Origin of the sequence: Lichenibacterium ramalinae, from assembly GCF_004137085.1 — a bacterium.
In the GTDB taxonomy this organism is placed as follows: domain Bacteria; phylum Pseudomonadota; class Alphaproteobacteria; order Rhizobiales; family Beijerinckiaceae; genus Lichenihabitans; species Lichenihabitans ramalinae.
Genome location: NZ_QYBC01000013.1, coordinates 50,584 through 70,306, shown reverse-complemented (window position 1 = coordinate 70,306; position 19,723 = coordinate 50,584). Strand labels below are relative to the sequence as shown.

Below are 19,723 nucleotides of genomic sequence, written 5' to 3'. Positions count from 1 at the left end.
GGCAGGGGAACCCCCGCTACTTGGCGCGGAGCAGGCCGCCGAGCGGGCTTTGCGGGCCGAAGGAGGCCCAGGCCTGATCGCAGGCCGCGGCCGCGTCGCCGTCGTAGCGCTGCGTGTCGGCCGCCATGTCCTCCTGCAGCAGCGGCGAGAAGCGCCCGGAGGTCAGGTCGCCGCGCGTCAGCCCCTTGCGCGACAGGAAGCCCTGCATCTTGCGATCGTCGACCCGGTAGGGGCAGTGCGCCTCGGCCAGCACGGCGGAATGCAGCATCAGGATCATCAGCTCCTGGCCCTTGTTGTAGTCGGCGAGGGCGGGGCCGGTCGCCAGAACCACACCCAGACCCATCGCCACCGTCGTCGTGCGCCGCATCTGCATCCCTCCGCTCGGCGGAACCGAAGCACGGCGGCGGACGGAGGGGAAGGGCGGGGCGGGCCACCGTCACCTCCCACCGTCAGGTCCGCCGTCACGGCCCGCCGTCCCTGGCCCGCAGCCGCAGGCGGATCGGCGTCGCCGGCCGCAGCGTCACCCGCATGGCGGGGCGCGGTTCGGGACCGCCGAGGCTGTCGAGGCGGAAGCGCCCCAGCAGCACCGCCAGGATCGCCACCGCTTCGAGCGTGGCGAACCCGGCCCCGATGCAGATCCGCGGCCCGGCCCCGAAGGGCATGAAGCTGTAGCGGTGTCGCGCCCCGGCGCGCTCGGGCGAGAACCGCCCGGGGTCGAAGCGCTCGGGCTCCTCCCACAGCAGGCGATGGCGGTGCAGCGCGTGGATGGGCACCACCAGGGCGGTGCCGGCCTCGACCCGGACGGGGCCGAGCGTGAAGGGGCGCAGGGCCTGGCGGGCGATGAGCGGCGCCGGCGGGTAGAGCCGCATGGCTTCCTCGAAGACGGCCCGCGTGTAGGGGAGGCGCCCGACATGCTCGGGCCGCACCGGGCCGCCGCCCGTCACGCGCCGGACCTCGGCGACGAGCCGCTCCTCCTCGGCGGGGTGGCGGGACAGGAGGTGCAGGGTCCAGGCGAGGCCGTTGGCGGTGGTCTCGTGGCCGGCCGCGATGAAGGTCGCGATGTTGTCGGCGAGTTCGTCGTCCGTCATGCGGCGCCCGGTGTCGGGATCCGCGCTGGCGAGCAGCAGCGACACGAGGTCGTCGTCCCCCGCCGGGGCGGCCCGCCGCCGCGCCACCGCCGCCCGCATGGCGCCCCGGAAGAAGCGCTTGGCCGCCGCGGCCCGTCGCCGGCCGGGGTAGGGGGTCCAGGACGGGAGACCGAGCAGGCCGAGGGCGAAGACCCAGGCGGTGGGGGCGAGGTAGTCGTCGACGCTCCGCTCGACCCGTCCCACGTCCAGCCCCGCGCCGCCCGACAGCATGGTGGCGACGATGATGTCGAAGGTCGTCACCGTGGTCTCGTGGCCGATGTCGAGGACGGCGCCGTCGCCCCGTGCCGCCCAGCGCGACGCCGTGGCCTCGGCCGCCGCCAGCATGGCGGGCAGGAAGGCGCCGAGCCGCGCCGCCGCGAAGGCGGGGGCGGCGCCGCGCCGCTGCCAGCGCCAATGCGCGCCCTCGGCGGTGAGCAGCCCCTCGCCGAGCGCCGGCCCGAGCACCCGGCGGATGTCGTCGGTCTTCACGAGGTCGTCGGCGTGGCGCACCAGGGCGTCCTGGATCAGGGCCGGGTCGAGCAGGTGCAGCCTCCGGCGCCCGGCGACCCGTTCCATCACCAGCGGGGCGTCGAAGACGCCGGGCGGCAGGGCCGAGAGCGGGTCGCGCAGCATGGCGACCAGCATGGCGGCGAGGGACCGGTCCACCGTCACGAGACCGTCGCCGGACGGCACCACCGCAGATTGTCGCTCCATGACGCCCGCCTCCTGCAGGCGGTCGCGCCGGCCCGCCGTTCACCCTACCGGCAGTCCGCCCGGTCGCGACCGCGGGGGCGGTGACGCGACCGGCGCCCTCAACCCGATGGCGTCGCTGCGGAATCCGGCTCCGGCGGCCCGGTGCGGCCGCGAAGCTGCCCGCCCTGCCGACTTGCCAGCCGACTTGCCAAGGGAAGGCGACACCCGTAGCGTCGATTCAACCGCGGTGCAGCATCGTCCCGCCGGCGCGCCCTGGCGCGGCATTCGCTCGGAGGCGGATTTGGATCGTCGTACATTCATCATCGGGGCGGGAAGCCTCGTGGCAGCGGCGGCGCTGTGGCGGCCGGGCCTGGCCCTGGCCGACGTGCCGAAGCCCTACGATGCCAGCCTGACGCCGCCGGTGACGGGGCGCGACGACTACATCAAGTGGATGGTGGCCAACCGCGGCGAGGACCCGAAGTTCCTCGGCGAGCACTGGGACCGCTACCAGGCCCTGCTGCACAACAAGGACATCTGGGACGCCAAGGACGGACGCGCCTTCCTGCTGACGCCGCGCGAGCATTTCGTCCGCCCCGCCAACCTGTCCCGCGCCTACGACCACGCCTTCCTCGACATCGGCTACGGCGTCACCATCTCGGGCCCGCATGCGGTGGCCCGCATGACGAGTTCGCTCGACATCAAGCCCGGCGAGAAGGTGCTCGAGATCGGCACGGGCTCGGGCTACCAGTCCGCCTACCTCAGCCACCTGACCGACAAGGTCTGGTCGATCGAGATCATCAAGCCTCTCGCCGAGCGGACCCGCGCCACCTACGACGACCTCGCCGCCAAGGGCTACAACGAGTTCAAGGCCATCTCGTCCAAGAACGCCGACGGCTATTACGGCTGGGCCGAGAACGGCCCCTTCGACAAGATCGTGGTGACGTGCGGCATCGACCACATCCCGCCGCCGCTCCTCCAGCAACTCAAGCCCGGCGGCATCATGGTGATCCCGGTCGGCCCGCCCGGCGCGCAGCGCGTCCTCAAGGTGGACAAGACCGTCGCGGCCGACGGCACCATCACGGTGGCGCGGTCCGATATCTTCAACAAGGTCGTGCCCTTCGTGCCCTTCACCAAGCTCGAAGGCGACGCCATCCAGGGCAACCACAACAAGTGATCGAGACCAGGGGAGCGGGAGCCGCGGCATGAGGGACAGGATCTCCGACCCGCCGCTCTCGCCGAGCCTGCCGCTCTACCTCGGCGTCGGCCTCGTGGCCGGCGCCGTCATCGCGCTGCAGATCTGCATCATGCGGATCTTCTCGGTGGGGTCGTGGGCGCATTTCGGCTCGCTCGTCGTCAGCCTCGCCATGCTGGCCTTCGGCCTCGTGAGCGCCGTCATGTGCATCGGCAAGGGCTTCTTCGCCCGACGGTGGCGCGGCGTCGCCGGGGCGTCGCTGCTGCTCTTCGCGCCGCTGCTGGTGGCGGCGAACCTCCTCGCCCAGCAGGTGCCGTTCAACGCCATCTTCCTGCTGTCAGACCCCATGCAGAAATGGCGCCTCGCCGCCAACTTCTGCCTCTACCTCGTGCCCTTCCTGGCGGGGGCGCTGTTCCTCGGGACGGTGTTCCTCAAGGCGGACCGGTTCTTCGCCCGGGTCTATTTCGCCGACCTCGTGGGGGCGGGGCTCGGAGGACTGGCCTTCCTCGGCACGCTGTACCTGCTGCCGCCCGAGAACCTCGTCGTCACCCCCATCGTCCTGGCGCTCGCCGGAGGCTTCTGCTGGTTCTCCGCCGTCGCGCCCGGCCGGTCCGCGCTGCGGGCCGACGCCGCCCTGCTGGCGAGCGGCGTGCTGGCGCTGCTCGCCCATGCCGTGCTGCCGCCGGCCCTCGGGCTGAACACGCTGGCGGTCTCGGACTACAAGGGCATCTCCTACGCCCGCAAGTTCCCCGACAGCCACCTCGTCTACCGGGACTACTCGCCCTTCGGCGACATCGCCGTCTACGGCTCCTCCTACCTGCATTTCGCGCCCGGCCTCAGCGACAACGCCGCCTTCAACCTGCCGCAGGTGCCGGAGAATGCCTATCTCGGCCTCTACATCGACGGCGAGGGCCCGAGCGGCATCATCCGCGACCTGAAGCCCGCCGAGACGGCCTATTTCCGCTTCCTGCCGATGGTCTACCCCTATCTCGTCGCCAAGAACCCCGACACGTTCGTCATCCAGTTCGGCGGCGGCATCTCGACCGACGTGGCGCTGCGGGACGGCTCGAAGAGCGTCACGGTGGCGGAATCGAACCCCGCCATCCTGAAGGCCTTCCGCACCGACCCGACGCTGCGGGACTTCACGGGCGACGTGTTGAACGACCCGCGCGTCCACGTCGTCGACTACGACGGCCGCCTGTTCCTGGCCGGACACCCCGAATCCTACGACGTCGTCGACCTCAGCCTGGCCGATTCGGCGGGCCTGTCGGCGCCGGGCGGCTTCGCCATCGTCGAGAAATACGGCTACACCCGCCAGGCGATGGAAACCTACATGCGGGCGCTGCGCCCCGGCGGCATCCTGTCGGTGACGCTGTGGAACAAGGAGGAGCCGCCCAAGTCGATCCTCAAGCTCTACAGCACCATGGTGGAGGCGGCCCGCGCCGTGGCGCCTGACCCGGCATCGCACGACCGGCCCGAAGCGGTCGAGAACGCGTTCTTCGCGGTCTCGTCCTACCTGTCGACCACGACCGTGCTGTACAAGAAGGGCGGCTTCACGCCCGCCGAGATCGCGACGCTGCGCGACCACACCCACGCGATGTCGTTCGACGACGTTTACTGGCCCGGCATCCCCTTCGACGCCGGTGCCACCGACAAGCTGCTCGCCGACTACCGCAACGCGATCTTCTCGGACGCCTCCGCCCCGGCGGCCGGCAAGGCCGCCACGGACGGGACCGGGACGGCGGCAACCGAGGAGGTCGACGATGATGGGCCCGGCCCGGCCCCGAAGGTGCTCCCCTCGACGCAGATGGGGCGGCTCGCCTTCCACGCGCTGGTCTTCGGCGGCTGGCCCGCCATCGCGGACCGCTACGTCTTCGACGCGCGGCCCCTCACCAACGACCGGCCCTATTTCGCCGCCTACGTGAAGCCGCGCGACCTGCCGAACCTGCTCGACCGGCTGGAGATCGTGCAGGACGAATGGGGCTACCTGCTGCTCTGGGCGACGCTGGGCATCGCCGCCATCGCGGCGGCCTCGCTGATCGTCATCCCGGTGGTGTTCGGCTGGCGCACCGCCTTCAGCACCGCGCCCGGCAAGGGCCGCACCATCCTGTACTTCGCCTGCCTCGGCCTCGGCTACATCACCGTGGAGGTGGGGCTCATCGCCGACTACACGCTGGCGCTGAACAACGCGACCGTGTCGGCCTCGATCCTCATCACGTCGATGCTGGTCTTCTCGGGCCTCGGCAGTCTCACGGCGGAACGCCTGCTCGGCCGCGCCCGCACCGCCCTCCCGGTCATCCTGCTCGCCATCGGCGCCATCCTGATCGGCTACGGCCTCTTCCTCGACCAGGCGCTGGTGCTGATCGGCACGCTGCCCTACGGCTGGCGCCTGCTCATCTGCTTCCTCACCGTGGCGCCGCCGGCCTTCCTCATGGGCTTCCCCATGCCGACCGCCATGACGTGGCTGGCGCGGCTCGGCAAGGAGCACATGTTCCTGTGGGCCTGGGGCATCAACGGCTGCTTCTCGGTGGTGGGGGCCGCCGCCGTGCCGCTCATCGCCACGGCGTTCGGCCTGTCGAGCGTGCTGGCGGTCGGCGGCGTGGCCTATCTGGTGGCGATCCCGGCCTTCTTCGCCGTCATGCTGCCCCAGGGACCGGGCCGGACGCCGGCGCCGCGCACCGAGGTCGCCACCCCCCTGCCGTTAAAAGTTTAGTCACCAAGGCGCCGCATGGTCGAGGTCCGTTCACGAAAGCGAAACGGTCCGGACCTCTTGCGCAGCCTTTCCCGCCGTTCCGTCCTGGTGCTCGCCGCCGGCCTGCCCGTCCTGGCGGGGGCCTGCACGCCGAGCCCGCCCAGCCTCGCCGCCAACCTCGCCCGCCGCACCGCGGGCCTCGCCCCCTCGGCGGGCGCGACCGCGCTGGTCCCCTTCGACACGACGCCCTTCCCGTTCCACGGGACGGTGCCGGGCCGCGACAAGCCCTTCATGGACGTGGACGACAACGGCCGCCTGGGTCACTCGTCGGCCCGCAACGGCGTCCTCTGGGAAGACCAGAGCTACAGCGAGAAGCGCGTCCTGCTGTCGATCCCGAAGGGCTTCGACCCGCGCCGGCCGGCCGCCATCGTGGTCTTCCTGCACGGCAACGAGGCCCGGCTCGACCGCGACGTCCGCGACCGGCAGGGCGTGGCGCGCCAGCTGGCGCAGTCCAACATGAACGCCGTGCTGGTGGCGCCGCAATTCGCGCTCGACGCCAAGGATTCGAGTGCTGGACGCTTCTGGGAGCCGGGCGTCTTCGCGCAGTTCCTCAAGGAGGCGGCGCGCCGCCTCGCCGAACTCGACGGCCGCCCCGGGGCCGCCTTCGTCTTCGACGAGGCGCCGGTGATCCTCGTGGGCTATTCGGGCGGCTACCTCCCGGCCGCGGCGGCGCTGCGCTACGGCGGCGCCGGGCGCCGCGTGCGCGGCGTCGTTCTGCTCGACGCGCTCTACGGCGAGGAGGACACGTTCGCCGACTTCGTGATGCGGCGCGGGCCGGGCGTCTTCGTCAGCCTCTACGGCAAGTCGTCGCGCGCCGGCAACGAGGCCCTGCGCCGGCGGCTCGCCGCGCGCGGCGTGCCGGTCTCGGACGACAGCCTCGGCGACGCGATCGCGCCGGGCGGCGTGGTCTTCGTCGACGCGGGCGATGCGGTGCCGCACGGCGACTTCGTCACCGCCGCCCTCGGGGGCGACCCGCTCGCCGCCGTCCTGGCGCGCCTGCGCGGCTTCCCCCGCAACCCCGCCGCCGCCCTGGTGGCGAGCGAGTAGGGCCGGCGCCACCGTCGGCGGTGGTCGAGGCGCTCATCGGGCGCTCGCCGCGCTTTCAACAGGTGGTGGAAACCGCTAGGCTCGGGCCGTCCAACCGGGGCGCCCGCCATGGCCTTTGCCGACCCGTTCGCTGCCGATGCCGGCCCTGCCGTCGCGACCGCGCGGCGCGCTGCGGCATCAGGGGCCGCCGCGCCGACGCGGAGCCTGCGAGACACCTTCGGCCTGCTTGCCGGAAGCGACGCGCTCCCGCCCGAACTGGACTTCCTCCTCGCGCAAGCTGTCGCGCCGTCGCTCCTGCGGCTCGCCGCGACAGCGGCCGCGGCGGCGGCGGTGACGGGGGAAGCGGCCCTGCTGGGCTTTGGCTTCGCCGAGGCGCGCTACTTCCGGTCGCTCGCCCGGCACCTCGGCGTGCCCTATCTCGACCGGGCCCTGCCCTTGAGCCGCGGTGTCCTGCCGGGCCCGCACGGCCGCTCCGGCGCCGCGACACTGGCCCCCAATGCCGCGAACCTCCATGCCGTGCTGGCACCGCGCGGCGAGGAACTGCGCGGCCTGCTCGCCGCCCATGCCGCCGACCCCGGCGCCTATGATTTCGCCATCACGACGCCCAGGCGTTTCGAAGCGCTGCTGCGCCGCCACGATGCGGCCGGGCTGGCCCAGCGGAGCGCCTCGGGCCTCGCGGCCTGGGACGCGGCGCTTTCGGCGCGGGGCGGCGCCACGCCGGTGCAGAAGGCGGTGGCGCTGGGCGCGGCCGCGTCGATGGCCTTCGTCACGGCGGCGGACCCGCCGCGAGGATGGCTGGTCGTCGTGGTCCTGCTCTTCCCGCTCTTCGCCGCCGCGGTGGCGCAGCGCCTCGCCGTGGCGGCGGCGAGCGGCGCCCGGCGCCCGGCTTCGCCCGCGGCGCGCGTCCCGGACGGCGCCCTGCCGATCTACACGCTGGTGGTGCCGCTCTTCCGCGAGGCCCGGATGCTGGCGCAGGTGGTGCGCAACCTCGACGCCCTCGACTATCCGGCCTTATGTAGGAAACGCAACAAACATCAACCTATGCGATGCCTTCGCCATTGCCTATGATGGCGCATGTCTACGCCTCACGTCGTCACCCAGCTCCTTCTCAAGAAGGCCGAGGTGGAAGCTCAGATCGATAGCCTGACCGATCGCCTGGCCGAAGCCAAGGCGGATCTCATTCACGTGGTCGGCGCCGTTCGGCTGTTTGATCCCACAGCGGCGGCTGTAGGCCCTGTCACGGCCTACCACGGGCTCACCAAGGCCCTGAAGCGGTCGGACATGTTCGCGCTCTGCAAGGCCGCCATGGACGCCTCCACCAAGCCCCTGTCCACTCGTGAGCTTGCTCGACACGTCATCACGTCTCAGGGCTGGGATCACGACGATAGGCGCCTTGCCCTCACCATGACGCACAAGGTCGGAACCATGATGGCCCGCTTTGATCGGCGCGGGATCGTGGACAAGGCCGGGCTGCGGGACGGGGCGTCGCTCTGGCGCCTCGCGGTCGGGAGATAGGCCATGGCCCTTCCTCCCCCTCAGATCATCGCCACCCTCAAGGCCAAGCGGAACGACATCGAAGCGTCGATCAAGCTTTATGAGCAGAAGGCGGAGCAGGCCCGGCGCGATCTCGCCCACGTCAACGCGACGCTCGCGATCTTCGCCACGAACGATCCCGCCGACGTGCGGGCCTACACCGACACGTCTCGGCTATTCCGCCGGGGCGAGCTATGGGCGCTCTGTGTCGCATCGCTGAGAGAGCACGGCCCGCAGGACACCCGCGAGCTATCACGCCGCGTAGCCGAGGCGAAGGCAATGGACGCCTCCGACCCGGTGCTGTGCAAGGCCCTCGCTTACCGCATCGTCCAGGCCCTTACGCTCCAGTGGAAGCGGGGGAAGCTCGGGAGCGAGGGTATCAGGAAGGGCGTGCGGGTGTGGGCGACTGTTTGACAAAAGGTCAGTTTGCCTATGGGGTCCCTGTTGATCAGGGGCCAAACGATGTCGCTTTCTAATTTTTTCCGTATCGGTAATTTCTTACTTCTGATTGTAAACATTGCGCTTTTTGCGCTTTGGTTTTCAATGATTCGTAAGGACGCATTGCCTCCTACCGGTGATGCTAACACATATATGTTGGGGCAGGTTTCCCTAGAGGTCACGGTACTAGGGATCGTTATCGCCCTAGTTGCAGTTGTTCTTACTGGGCTGGGTTTTCTTGGGATGCAAACAGTCCTTGAGCGAGCAGAATTACGGGCAGACAAAACGGCTAGAGAAATATCCGAGAGGTATTTTCAACAGCTTGAGGAAGGGTCTCCTTTTAGGAGCCCAGGAAGAGGATTCGGAGTTAGACGAAGAGCATCAAGAGTAGACAATTTTCCAAATGTAAGGGGCGCAAAAGAAGAAAGCGGAGATCTATAATGTTGCTTCGTGAGCAAGATAGAATTATCGAAGAGCATCAAAAGCGGCCACCTATCAAGGTTGTATCGCTCGCGCATGATCTCGGCCTAAAAGTTTATAGAACCGAGCTTCCTGAAAAGGTCTCAGGAATGATTAAAAAAGACGACGAGGAAGGCGGCGATAGTGGTTACGCTATCTACGTCAACGAAATGCATTCGGAAACTAGGAGGCGTTTCACCATCGCGCATGAGATAGCACACTTCATATTGCACAAGAAAATTATCGGAGATGGAGTTGTAGAGGACGCGCTTCTACGATCCGATGCGCTGAGCAATGCTGTGGAGATCCAAGCTAACTCATTAGCAGCTGACATTCTTATGCCAAATGACCTTATCAAAAAGGCAAAAAAAGATGGATATAAAACAATTACAGAGCTTGCCGAATATTTCAATGTGTCGAGAGACGCGATGGCAATCCGACTTTATAAAATGAACTACGAGTCAGCCGTGCGGAATGGTTATCGGTAAGCGATTATGGTTGCGACCGCTCCCAGTACCCCTTCCACTGCCGCGACACAGGCGAGCCCATCGCCAGGGACAGCGTGCGGCGGAAGGCGTCGCCGTTGGGGAGACGACGGTTGTTCTCCTTCCAGGCCGCCTCAGCGGCATACTGATAGAGGTAGCGAGCCGAGACGTGGTGGTGCTGGCCGTCCACCATGCGGCGGAGGCGGGAGAAGTAGGACTCGGCCTGATTGGTGTTGGCTTCCTCGGTGACGTAGCTCTCGGAGTGGTTGATACGGCCCACGGCGGGGAACCGGCTGTGGAGGGCATCCCAGTGCTTCGCCTCGTCGGCAAACACGGTCGCCTCGGCCGACACGTTCTCGACAGCTAGGGCGACGCCCTCGGCCTCGGTGTTGGTGACGAAGGTCTTGGTGGACCCGTCACGCTCGCGGAGGGCGATCACCACGCGGCGCTCGCCGTTCTGGTTCTCGGCCTTGCGGCGGTCCCGGCGATCCTCCTTGTGATTGGCGGGGCGCACCTTACCGCCGAAGTAGGCGCCGTCAACCTCGACCTCACCGGCGAGCTGCATGCCCTCGACCTCGGAGGCCAGAGCCTCACGGATCTTGTGGGCGAGGACGAAGGCCGTCTTGTACTGGCAGTCGATGTCCCGGCCGAGTTGGAGGGCGGAGACGCCTTTGACCGCGTTCACGCTGATGCAGATGGCGGCGCAGAGGTCCACGAAGGCCATCTTGCGGCTGGCGAAGATCGTCCCCGAGGTGACTGAAAACTGATGCGCGCAGGCGGCGCACTTGAACCTGCGGCGGCCCTTCACGTCGTAGTGGCGAAGGCCACCGCAGCGGGGGCATACCGGGGCGCCTTCCGTCTCGGCCCAGCGCATCTTGCAGAACGTGCCGTAAGCGGCGTCCTCACCGGCCTTGTAAATCGAGGCTAGGGAGAGGGTGCGGGCCTGGGCCGAAAGGAGGAAGTGCTGAGCCATTGCCATCGTCCGCGCTGCTTATGCATCGCACATGATGGCATATTTGCATCGTAGTCAAGGGCAAAAGCATCGTGTATGATGGCATTCGCTACGGAGATGATGCCATGCTCGACAATGTGAGCCCAGCCCCACAAGCCGCGCCAGCCGATGGCGGGGAACAATGGGAAGCTAAGGTCAAAAACGTCCTCAAGGCGGAGCTGAAACGCCGGGGGATCGGGTACAAGGAACTAGCCGAACGCCTGAGCGCGATTGGCGTGCCCGAGAATGAGCCGAACATCCGCAACAAGCTCGCCCGAGGCCGGTTCACCGCCGTGTTCATGGTGCAGGTGATGGCAGCGATTGGGGCTAAGAACATCCTTTTAGATTAGCCTCCAGGGACATCAATCATCAAATTTTTTGATGATCAACTCTCACGAAGCCCGGATTGACACCGATTTTGTAACTCTTTGATTCTTCAAGCTTTCTACTTGGCTGAAAAAGTTTGGCCGTTTTGGAAGAGGTTTGTCACTTTTCTGCGGGGGAACCAAAAAACCATTAAAAGCGCCGAGGAACCCGAAACTCAGTAAGTCACTGTAAACGCGAGGATATTTTCTGAACAAGTTTTGTGACACATCGTCGCATGCCCCGTTCCGGGTTGACCGATCCTGAAGTCTATGGGCCGCAAAACGCGAATCACCTGATATAATACGGCCTGCATAATGCGCCTTGGGGCGAGTTTCGCGCTCTCCCATCAGCATAGCTGATACCGCAGTGGTATCGTGTGGGTAAGGGGTTGGCCATGGACGCCCGACTGTTTTACAACGCTGAGCCGTTTCGGCCGTCTCCGATTGACGAACTCAGCGACGTTCGCCTAGTCAGGAGCATCGAACTCGCCCCAAGGGGATATTTGCCGGCTGGCTCCGAAGGCACGGTAGTTGCCGTGCATGGCGCTGGCGAGGCGTACACGGTAGAGTTCGAAGAGCCATTCCACGCTTTGTTGTTGCTTGAGGCAAGCAAAGTCGCTGCTATACCGGGGGCAACGCGTGAACACCTCATTGCAGCTACCGGTAAAGCTGAAGGTTGATAGGCAGAGACTGCTTTCTTACCTGTTGAATTTAAGCCATCCGGGCGGCGGATCAAAGGCCAAGTTCTTCCTTGGATGGGGCTTTAGTCCGTCTGACCTCGACACTTTTGAGACGGCGCTGAAAAGCCATTTCGATCCGTCTCAAATCGCCAATGCTCAGCATACGCCGTGGGATATCCGAATTCAGTGCTTGGGTCCCATGGCAACTCCTAACGGTTTTGCTCCTAAAGTGCTGACAGCATGGGGCATTGACCACGGGACAGCGGAATGGCGATTATTTACAGCCCACCCCTACTGATAGACCTATGTAGCAGCCTCACCAAGCCGGCCGGGAGGCCGGTCTCACCGGCATGCGCGTTCCCCGATATGTCAATTCTACTTGGTAGACGACACGGCCGGCGTCATCCCTCACATCACAAGAAAGATCGTGCCAGTCGCCGTCCGACAGTTTTCTCGAAGCAAGATCCGGGAGGAGCGATTGAGCGATATCAATAGCTTCGTCCAGGCTATCGAAGTGATCTCCGACTTCATCGCGATGAAGCCCATCCGCGTTGCGGACATCGAAATAATATAACGGCACGCTGCGCCTCCAGCCTTTGTGGCAAGGGTGCAAGCGTCCCTCAGTCGCCGAAAGCCATGGGGTTGAATGGCGATAGAGACTTAACCCGGCTTCGACAGAAATTGATCCGGAACGAAATTCAAGATGCGATAAGGTCGAGATGACGGAATTGCATACCACACAAGCGTCGTGTAAATCCGTGCATCGCCCGTAAAAACTATCGGGCGAGGAGAGGACCTTCGCTCATGGCTGATACGCTTTCGCCGGGCCAGATCCGTGGTGCGCGAGGCATGCTCGACTGGTCCATGTTGGACCTCGCACGGGCAGCCGGCTTGTCGGTGTCGACGGTGAAGCGACTGGAGATGAAGACCTCACAACCGGTGTCGGGTAAAGCTTACGCAGCCGTGCGCGAGGCCTTTGAGACATTCGGTGTTCGATTCCTCAGCGATGGCGATCGAGGAACCGGGATGATGATGGACGCTCGCAACGAGGAAACGTCACCATCGACGATGGCAAATGTTGCGTTTCCTACATAAGGCCGCGACTATCCCCGCGCCAAGCTCGACATCAAGATCATGCTGGAAGCCTGCGACGCCGCCACGGTGGCGGCGGCGGCGCGGCTGGACCTGCCGCTCCCCTACGACGTCGTCGTCCTCGGCGACGGCCGACCGCGCACCAAGCCGTGTGCGCTGAATGCCGCGCTCGAGACCGCCCGCGGCGCGCTCGTGGTGGTGTTCGACGCGGAGGACCGGCCCGACCCCGGCCAACTCCGGGCGGCCGCCGCGCGGTTCGCGGCCGCGGGCGACGACCTCGCCTGCCTGCAGGCCCGCCTGACGATCGACCACGCCGACGACGCCTGGATCACCCGCATGTTCGCCCTCGACTATGCGGCGCTGTTTCACTGCGTGAAGCCGGGGCTGTCCGCGCTGGGCCTGCCGGTGCCGCTCGGCGGAACCTCCAACCATTTCCGCGCTGCGGCCCTGCGCCACGTCGGCCTGTGGGACGCCTGGAACGTCACCGAGGACATCGACCTCGGCTATCGCCTGGCGCGCTTCGGCTTCCGTCTCGGTTCGCTCGATTCCGACACGTTCGAGGAAGCCCCGCTCACGGTGGCGCGCTGGATGCCCCAGCGGGCCCGCTGGCTCAAGGGCTGGATGGTGACGCTGATCGTCCACGGCCGCCATCCGGTGCGGCTGTTCCGCGACCTCGGGTGTCGGGGCGGCCTGTCGGTGGCGGTCTCGCTCTGCGGCACCGTGCTCAGCTGCCTGCTCGGGGCGCCGCTCCTGGCGCTCGCCGCCGCCGAAGCCTGGTGGGGCCTCGCGTTCCGGCCCGAGACTGCCGCCTGGTGGTTCTTCGTCGCGGCGAGCGCGGCCCTGTTGGCCGGTGGCGTGCTGGCGGCGCTGTGGCCGGGCGTGGCGGGGGCCCGTCGCATGGGCCGGCCGGACCTGGTGCCCTGGCTGGCGACCCTCCCCCTCTACTTGCTGCTCGTCTCGGCCGCGGCCTGGCGAGCCCTGTTCGAGCTGCTGCGCGACCCGCAGGGCTGGAACAAGACCGAGCACGGCCTCGCCCTGCGGCGGGATCCGGGCCGGACGGTGCCGGCGACGGTGCGGAACCAGGGCCGGCCTGCGCGTTGACGGTGATTCAACCGCCGACGAGACCGGTCGCCATGCCGAAGCCGCGTTCCCCTTCCGAGCCGCCCGCCGGGCGCAGCCGCCGCCCGGCCTCCCCCGATGTCGAACAGCTCGCCTTCGAGTTCGTGCGGTTCGGCCCGCGCGACCGGCCGCTGGACCTGCGCGTCGATCTCGGGGCCGACACGATCTGGGCCACGCAGGCCGAGATGGCGGAACTCTTCGGCGTCGCGGCCGCCACCGTCTCGAAGGAGCTCGCCGTGCTGGCGGGCGAGGGCGCGCTCGGCACGCAGCGCCCCGGCAGCGCCGCGACCGGGACGCTGCACGATCTCGATACGATCCTGTGCGTGGGCTACCGGCTGAGTTCGGCCAAGGCGGCGGCCTTCCGGCGCTGGGCCACCCAGATGCTCCGGGCCACGGCCGTCGACGGCTATGCCCTGAACGAGCCGCGGCTGCGCGACGACCCCGCCGCGGCCGACAGGCTGGCGGCGCGGCTGCGCGGGCTGCGGGCGCAGGAGACCAACATCTACGAGACCGTGCGGGCCTTCTTCCGGCAGGCCGCGACCGACCACGACGCCGCCGCCCCGGACGCGCGGCGCTTCAACGAGGCGCTGCAGGCCAAGTTCGTCTATGCGGTGACGGGCCATACGCCGTCGGACGTCATCCTGGCGCGGGCCGATCACGATGCCCCCAACATGGGGCTGCAGCGCATCGCCGGTGAGCAGCCCAGCGTCGACGAGGCGCGCATCGCCGCCAACTACCTCGACCGCGACGAGCTCTACGCGCTCCACGTGCTGTGCGAGCAGTTCCTGCTCTACGTCCAGGGGCAGGCGGCGCGGGGCCGGACCATGACGATGCGGGACCTGTCGGACAAGCTCGACGGGCTGCTCCGGCTCGACGACTTCCCCGTGCTGCCCGGCCACAAGGACGTGCACCGCGACCGGGCCCTTCGGCACGCCGGCGCCGAATATGCCCGCTTCATCCTGCGCGACGACCCGGTCCGCCGCCGCCTCGCGCGCCACTGACGCGGAGCGAGGCTGGACGCCTGATGGCAGCCATGCGCGGCCGTGGCCGTTCGGGCGTTCGGGAAAGAACTTCCCAGCGATTGCAAGCCGATAGCACGGCTTCCCCGACGTAGGCCGGAGCGCCGTCACCGAAGGCGGGAGCGCCCCCGCTTACGTTGGGGGAAGCCCGTCGCCTTGCCGCCCCGGGACTGAATGGTTAAGCTTGGCGGCGTGCCGGTTGCGTGGCCGCCGTGGCGTCACGGTCCCGAGCGACGGTCCCACGGGATGATCAGTATGCGCATCGCCATCATCGGCTCGGGCTATGTGGGCCTCGTTTCGGGCGCATGCTTCGCGGACTTCGGCCATGCCGTGACGGCGGTCGACAACGATCCCGCCAAGATCGCCATGCTGCTGCGCGGCGAGATGCCGATCTACGAGCCGGGGCTCGGCGACCTCGTCGCCTCCAACGTCCGCGCCGGACGCCTGTCCTTCACGACCGATCTCGCCTCGGCCGTGTCGGCCGCCGAAGTCGTGCTGATCGCGGTCGGGACGCCCTCGCGGCGGGGGGACGGCCATGCCGACCTGTCCTACGTCTACGGCGCGGCCCGCGAGATCGCCGGCGCCCTCCAGGGCCACACCGTCGTCGTCACCAAATCCACCGTGCCGGTGGGCACCGGCGACGAGGTCGAGCGCATCATCCGCGAGGCGCGGCCCGACGCCGACGTTTCGGTGGCGTCCAACCCCGAGTTCCTGCGCGAAGGCGCCGCCATCGTGGACTTCAAGCGTCCCGACCGCATCGTCCTCGGCATCGAGGACGACCGCGCCCGTGCCGTCATGCAGGAACTCTACCGCCCGCTCTACCTGAACCAGGCGCCCATCCTGTGGACGTCGCGCCGCACGGCCGAGCTGACGAAATACGCCGCCAACGCCTTCCTGGCGACCAAGATCACCTTCATCAACGAGATCGCCGACCTGTGCGAGAAGGTGGGGGCGGACGTGCAGCAGGTGGCGCGCGGCATCGGCCTCGACAACCGCATCGGCTCGAAGTTCCTGCATGCCGGCCCCGGCTACGGCGGTTCCTGCTTCCCCAAGGACACGATGGCGCTGATCAAGACCGGGCAGGACCATGGCGCCTCGGTCCGCATCGTCGAGACGGTCGCGGCCGTGAACGACCAGCGCAAGCGGTCCATGGCCAAGAAGGTGCTGGCGGCCTGTGGCGGCAGCCTGCGCGGCAAGACGGTCGCGGTGCTGGGTCTGACGTTCAAGCCCAACACCGACGACATGCGCGATGCGCCCTCGCTCAGCCTCATCGCGGCCCTTAAGGACGCCGGCGCGCGCGTGCGCGCCTACGATCCCGAAGGCATGGAGGTGGCACGGCGCATGCTCGACGACGTCATCTTCGCGTCGGACGCCTACGACTGTGCCGACGGCGCCGACGCGCTCGTCATCGTGACGGAATGGGACGCGTTCAGGGCGCTCGACATGAGCCGCCTCAAGTCGCTGCTGAAGGCCGCCGTGCTGGTCGATCTCCGCAACATCTATCCGCGCGAGGAAGCGGCCCGGCACGGCTTCGTCCACGTCGGCATCGGCCGCACCGCCTGAGGCTTTGCGGGGCGCCGGGCCGAAGCCCGGCAAGGTCGGCGCCCGGGCACGATGGCGGGGCCGGCGGTGGCCTTGGCCTCGGTGCCCGCAACGCTATCGAACGCGTGCCCCAACGCCCTCCGACGACGTCGAGAGCTTTCTCGTCGTCTCCGGGGGAAAGGGTTCTCCTCGACGGACTCTCAGCCGGCGGTCGCCTTGGCGCGGCCGCGGCGCGCCTTCTTGGCGGGCTCGGGGGCTGCGGGCTCCGGTGCGGGCTCCTCGGCCGCCTTCACGGGTTCCGGGGCCGCATCCTCGACGGCGTCGGGTTCGGCGTCCATCACGTCGGGGGTCGGGCCGGCCTTGCGGCCGAGGCCCATGGTCTTGGCGAGGTTGGAGCGCGCATCGGCATAGGCCGGCGCCACCATCGGGTAGTCCTTCGCCAGGCCCCACTTTTCGCGATATTCTTGCGGCGACAGGCCGTGCTCCGAGTGGAGATGCCGCTTCAGCGACTTGAAGCGCTTTCCGTCCTCGAGGCAGACGATGTAGTCGTTTGTCACCGACTTCTTCACCGGGACTTTCGGCTGCGGCGGCTCCTTCACGGCTTCCGGCCTGGATCCGTTCAGGATGTTGCCGAGCGAATCGTGCACCGATTGCAGCAGCATCGGCAACTCGCTCACCGGGACCGAGTTGTTGCGCACATAGGCCGAGACGATTTCAGCCGCCATCTCGACGACGTTGATATCAGGTTGCGTGTCGGACATAAACTTCATCTCTCCTGCTCTTTCCTGGGAAGTAGAGCGCTTCTTTCGCCAAGGCAAGACGTGTCGCGCGTCAATGCGGCCGGTGACAGAAAAAACAGGGGTGGACTGCGCGCTTTCGAGCTCGGACGGAGCATGACGCGGATCAACACGGCCCTGAACAGCTGCACGATGCCTTGAGATGGTCCATTCCAACAGTATCGCGGCACCGCCACCCGTGCATCGCAGCATCGCCGATGGGCTGATTCGGGCAATCGAAGGGTCGCAGGTCGCCGACGGAGGTCGAGGGCGTGGCGCGCCGGCGCCGCGAGCCTCGCACGCCCGCGCCGGAAGACTGCTATAGGGGGGCACGCAAGCGCAGAGGACGGGTCGGCTTTGGGAGCGATGCATAAGTGGGGGCCGCGGCGGGCCGCGGCGGCGGCGCTGATCCTGGCCCTCGCCCCCGTCCGCGCCGAGGCCGATCCGCCGCCGCCGGGCACCGGCCACCACGAACTGGTGGATGCCGACGCCTATCCGTGGTCGGCGGTGGGCAAGCTGTTCAACTCCATCGGAGGCGCCTGCACGGCCGCCGCCATCGCGCCCGACCGGGTGCTGACGGCGGCCCACTGCCTCTATGCTTTCCGCACCCATCGCTTCCTGCAGCCCGATTCCATCCACTTCCTGCTCGGCTACGCGCGGGGGGACTACCGCATCCACGCCCGCGTCTCGGGCTTCGCGATCGGGCCGGGCTACGATCCGGCCGACGAGGCACGCACGGCGTCGTCCGACTGGGCCGTCCTCATGCTGGCCGAGCCGCTCCCGGCCGCGCTCCGCCCCATCGCGCTCGCCAAGACCGTGCCCCCGGCCGGCACCGCCATCGAGATCGGCGGCTTCGCGCAGGACCGCGCCTACCTCATGACGGCCGACCGGCACTGTCGTCTGCTCGGCCCCGCGGCTGCCGGCGGCGTCCTGGCCCACGACTGCCTGATCGCGCATGGCGATAGCGGCGCGCCGCTGCTGGCGACCGGCGCCGACGGCGCCGTCGAGGCCTTCGCCGTCACGGTCGGGTTCTGGAAGGTCGACGGGCGCCAGGTCAGCATCGCCGCCCCGGTCACGGCCGCCATCCTGACGACAGCCGCCGCGGCACCGGCCCGGCGATGACCCGGGGTTGCCTGTCGACGCCGCGCCGCCGCGATGGCATGCTCGCTCCAGGATGGCGGCAGGGGCTCCGTCCCGCCGGACCCGGCCGAGGGGCCGCGACGGGAGCGGCCGGCAGGACGGGAGGGACCCGATGAGCGACGTCCAAGGGTCGGCGAGGCCCGAGGTCATCGTGCGGCGCGAGGGCGCGCTGGGCCACGTGACGCTGAACCGTCCCGCCGCCTACAATGCCCTGACGCTGGAGATGGTCGAGGCGATCGACGCCGCGCTCGATGCGTGGGAGCCCGACCCCCAGGTCGCCGTGCTGCTGGTCGACGGGGCCGGCGACAAGGCGTTCTGCGCCGGCGGCGACATCCGGGCGCTCTACGAGGGCGCCCGATCCGGCCGCCACGAGCTGTTGACGGCCTTCTTCCGCGCCGAATACCGGCTGAACGCCCGCATCGCCCGATACCCCAAGCCGATCGTGACGGTGATGGACGGGATGACCATGGGCGGGGGCATCGGGCTCGGCGCCCATGCGTCGCACCGGCTGGTGACGGACCGGTCGGTGCTGGCCATGCCGGAGGTGAAGATCGGCTTCGCGCCGGATGTCGGCGGCACCTACCTCCTGGCCCGCGCGCCCGGCAACCTCGGCCTGCACCTGGCTCTGACGGGCGGGCGGCTCGACGCCGCGGATGCGCTGCTCTGCGGGCTCGCCGACGTCGCGGTCCCGCGAGGCAGGCTGCACGACCTGCGCATCGCCCTGGCGCGCTGCCGGGACGGGGACGACGCCGGGGCCCACCTGCGCGCCCTGGCCGTCGCCGTCCCGCCCGGCCCCCTCGCCGCGGCGCGCCCCTGGATCGACCGCTGCTACGCGGGCGGCACGGTCGAGGATATCCTCCTGGCGCTCGAGGCCGCGCCCGAGCCAGACGCCCGGGCCGCCGCGGCCGAGATCGCCGGCAATGCACCGACCTCCCTCAAGGTGACGTTGCAGGCCCTGCGCGACGCCGGCCGCCTGTCGCTCGAAGCCTGCCTCGAGATGGAGTTCCGCGTCTCGTGCTCCATCACGCGCCGGCCCGACTTCGTCGAAGGCGTTCGGGCCGCCGTGGTCGACAAGGACCGCGACCCGCGCTGGCGCCCGGCCCGCCTCGCCGACGTCGACCGCCGGGACGTGCTGCGCCACTTCGAGACCGAGGAAGGCCCGGGGCTCGGGCTGGTCGAGGGCTCCTGACGGGAACGCCCGAGGAGTTGCTGCCTGCTCCCGGCACGGCACCTTTGGTGCCGCGTCCCTGCCGCCTGCTCCCGGCACGGCTCG

19 protein-coding genes and 1 pseudogene are annotated in these 19,723 nt (G+C 68.4%); 15 read left to right on the top strand and 5 right to left on the bottom strand.

What is annotated here, in order from left to right:
- Positions 1 to 16: 16 nt before the first annotated feature.
- Both D3272_RS15930 and D3272_RS15925 read right to left on the bottom strand, forming a co-directional pair.
- Positions 17 to 367, bottom strand: coding sequence for a hypothetical protein (locus D3272_RS15930; protein WP_129220202.1), 351 nt, complete (start codon positions 365 to 367; stop codon positions 17 to 19).
- A gap of 94 nt (positions 368 to 461) precedes the next feature.
- Positions 462 to 1,841 carry a cytochrome P450 gene (locus D3272_RS15925; protein ID WP_129220201.1) on the bottom strand — a complete coding sequence of 460 codons (1,380 nt, stop codon included), beginning with the start codon at positions 1,839 to 1,841 and terminating at the stop codon, positions 462 to 464.
- Positions 1,842 to 2,121: 280 nt separating this feature from the next.
- On the opposite strand from D3272_RS15925, the gene D3272_RS15920 reads away from it, so the two are divergent.
- From D3272_RS15920 to D3272_RS15890, 7 genes are all read left to right on the top strand, one after another.
- Complete coding sequence (locus D3272_RS15920) at positions 2,122 to 2,994, top strand: protein-L-isoaspartate O-methyltransferase family protein (protein ID WP_129220200.1); 873 nt, start codon at positions 2,122 to 2,124, stop codon at positions 2,992 to 2,994.
- A 28-nt stretch (positions 2,995 to 3,022) separates the two neighbouring features.
- Positions 3,023 to 5,725 (top strand): hypothetical protein, encoded by a 2,703-nt coding sequence (locus D3272_RS15915; RefSeq protein WP_245496604.1) that lies wholly within the window; start codon positions 3,023 to 3,025, stop codon positions 5,723 to 5,725.
- Positions 5,726 to 5,782: 57 nt separating this feature from the next.
- Positions 5,783 to 6,811 carry an alpha/beta hydrolase gene (locus tag D3272_RS15910; protein WP_129220199.1) on the top strand — a complete coding sequence of 343 codons (1,029 nt, stop codon included), beginning with the start codon at positions 5,783 to 5,785 and terminating at the stop codon, positions 6,809 to 6,811.
- 108 nt (positions 6,812 to 6,919) lie between these two features.
- Positions 6,920 to 7,879 (top strand): hypothetical protein, encoded by a 960-nt coding sequence (locus D3272_RS15905; protein WP_129220198.1) that lies wholly within the window; start codon positions 6,920 to 6,922, stop codon positions 7,877 to 7,879.
- Between the two features lie 6 nt (positions 7,880 to 7,885).
- On the top strand, positions 7,886 to 8,326 hold the full coding sequence (locus D3272_RS15900) for a hypothetical protein (protein ID WP_129220197.1): 441 nt from the start codon (positions 7,886 to 7,888) through the stop codon (positions 8,324 to 8,326).
- A gap of 3 nt (positions 8,327 to 8,329) precedes the next feature.
- Positions 8,330 to 8,758 (top strand): hypothetical protein, encoded by a 429-nt coding sequence (locus D3272_RS15895; protein WP_129220196.1) that lies wholly within the window; start codon positions 8,330 to 8,332, stop codon positions 8,756 to 8,758.
- Positions 8,759 to 9,222: 464 nt separating this feature from the next.
- On the top strand, positions 9,223 to 9,729 hold the full coding sequence (locus D3272_RS15890; RefSeq protein WP_129220195.1) for an ImmA/IrrE family metallo-endopeptidase: 507 nt from the start codon (positions 9,223 to 9,225) through the stop codon (positions 9,727 to 9,729).
- Between the two features lie 4 nt (positions 9,730 to 9,733).
- Here D3272_RS15890 and D3272_RS15885 read toward each other — a convergent pair whose 3' ends face one another.
- The gene (locus tag D3272_RS15885; RefSeq protein ID WP_129220194.1) at positions 9,734 to 10,699 is read right to left on the bottom strand and encodes an IS1595 family transposase; all 966 of its coding nucleotides are present in this window, start codon (positions 10,697 to 10,699) and stop codon (positions 9,734 to 9,736) included.
- 104 nt (positions 10,700 to 10,803) lie between these two features.
- Between D3272_RS15885 and D3272_RS15880 the strand changes: the two genes are divergently transcribed.
- Entirely contained in the window at positions 10,804 to 11,067 is a 264-nt protein-coding gene (locus D3272_RS15880) for a DUF6471 domain-containing protein (protein WP_129220193.1), read from the top strand.
- Positions 11,068 to 11,721: 654 nt separating this feature from the next.
- Positions 11,722 to 12,060 (top strand): DUF6883 domain-containing protein, encoded by a 339-nt coding sequence (locus D3272_RS27375; protein ID WP_165361379.1) that lies wholly within the window; start codon positions 11,722 to 11,724, stop codon positions 12,058 to 12,060.
- A gap of 18 nt (positions 12,061 to 12,078) precedes the next feature.
- Here the strand turns inward: D3272_RS27375 and D3272_RS28430 are convergent, their stop codons facing one another.
- Complete coding sequence (locus D3272_RS28430) at positions 12,079 to 12,342, bottom strand: DUF6894 family protein (RefSeq protein ID WP_428977999.1); 264 nt, start codon at positions 12,340 to 12,342, stop codon at positions 12,079 to 12,081.
- A 224-nt stretch (positions 12,343 to 12,566) separates the two neighbouring features.
- Between D3272_RS28430 and D3272_RS15870 the strand changes: the two genes are divergently transcribed.
- The 4 genes and pseudogenes from D3272_RS15870 (at position 12,567) to D3272_RS15855 (ending at position 16,555) form a co-directional block, all read left to right on the top strand.
- Positions 12,567 to 12,857 (top strand): helix-turn-helix domain-containing protein, encoded by a 291-nt coding sequence (locus D3272_RS15870; protein WP_129220191.1) that lies wholly within the window; start codon positions 12,567 to 12,569, stop codon positions 12,855 to 12,857.
- A 21-nt stretch (positions 12,858 to 12,878) separates the two neighbouring features.
- Positions 12,879 to 13,955: pseudogene (locus D3272_RS15865) on the top strand (glycosyltransferase family 2 protein); the annotation flags it as partial.
- 32 nt (positions 13,956 to 13,987) lie between these two features.
- Entirely contained in the window at positions 13,988 to 14,974 is a 987-nt protein-coding gene (gene rhuM, locus D3272_RS15860) for a RhuM family protein (RefSeq protein ID WP_129220189.1), read from the top strand.
- Between the two features lie 273 nt (positions 14,975 to 15,247).
- Positions 15,248 to 16,555, top strand: coding sequence for a UDP-glucose dehydrogenase family protein (locus tag D3272_RS15855; protein WP_129220188.1), 1,308 nt, complete (start codon positions 15,248 to 15,250; stop codon positions 16,553 to 16,555).
- Between the two features lie 179 nt (positions 16,556 to 16,734).
- Here the strand turns inward: D3272_RS15855 and D3272_RS28425 are convergent, their stop codons facing one another.
- Complete coding sequence (locus D3272_RS28425) at positions 16,735 to 17,487, bottom strand: Ros/MucR family transcriptional regulator (protein WP_428977998.1); 753 nt, start codon at positions 17,485 to 17,487, stop codon at positions 16,735 to 16,737.
- Positions 17,488 to 17,676: 189 nt separating this feature from the next.
- Between D3272_RS28425 and D3272_RS15845 the strand changes: the two genes are divergently transcribed.
- Complete coding sequence (locus D3272_RS15845; protein ID WP_129220187.1) at positions 17,677 to 18,432, top strand: trypsin-like serine peptidase; 756 nt, start codon at positions 17,677 to 17,679, stop codon at positions 18,430 to 18,432.
- Positions 18,433 to 18,562: 130 nt separating this feature from the next.
- Positions 18,563 to 19,639, top strand: coding sequence for an enoyl-CoA hydratase/isomerase family protein (locus D3272_RS15840; protein WP_129220186.1), 1,077 nt, complete (start codon positions 18,563 to 18,565; stop codon positions 19,637 to 19,639).
- Positions 19,640 to 19,723: the final 84 nt, after the last annotated feature.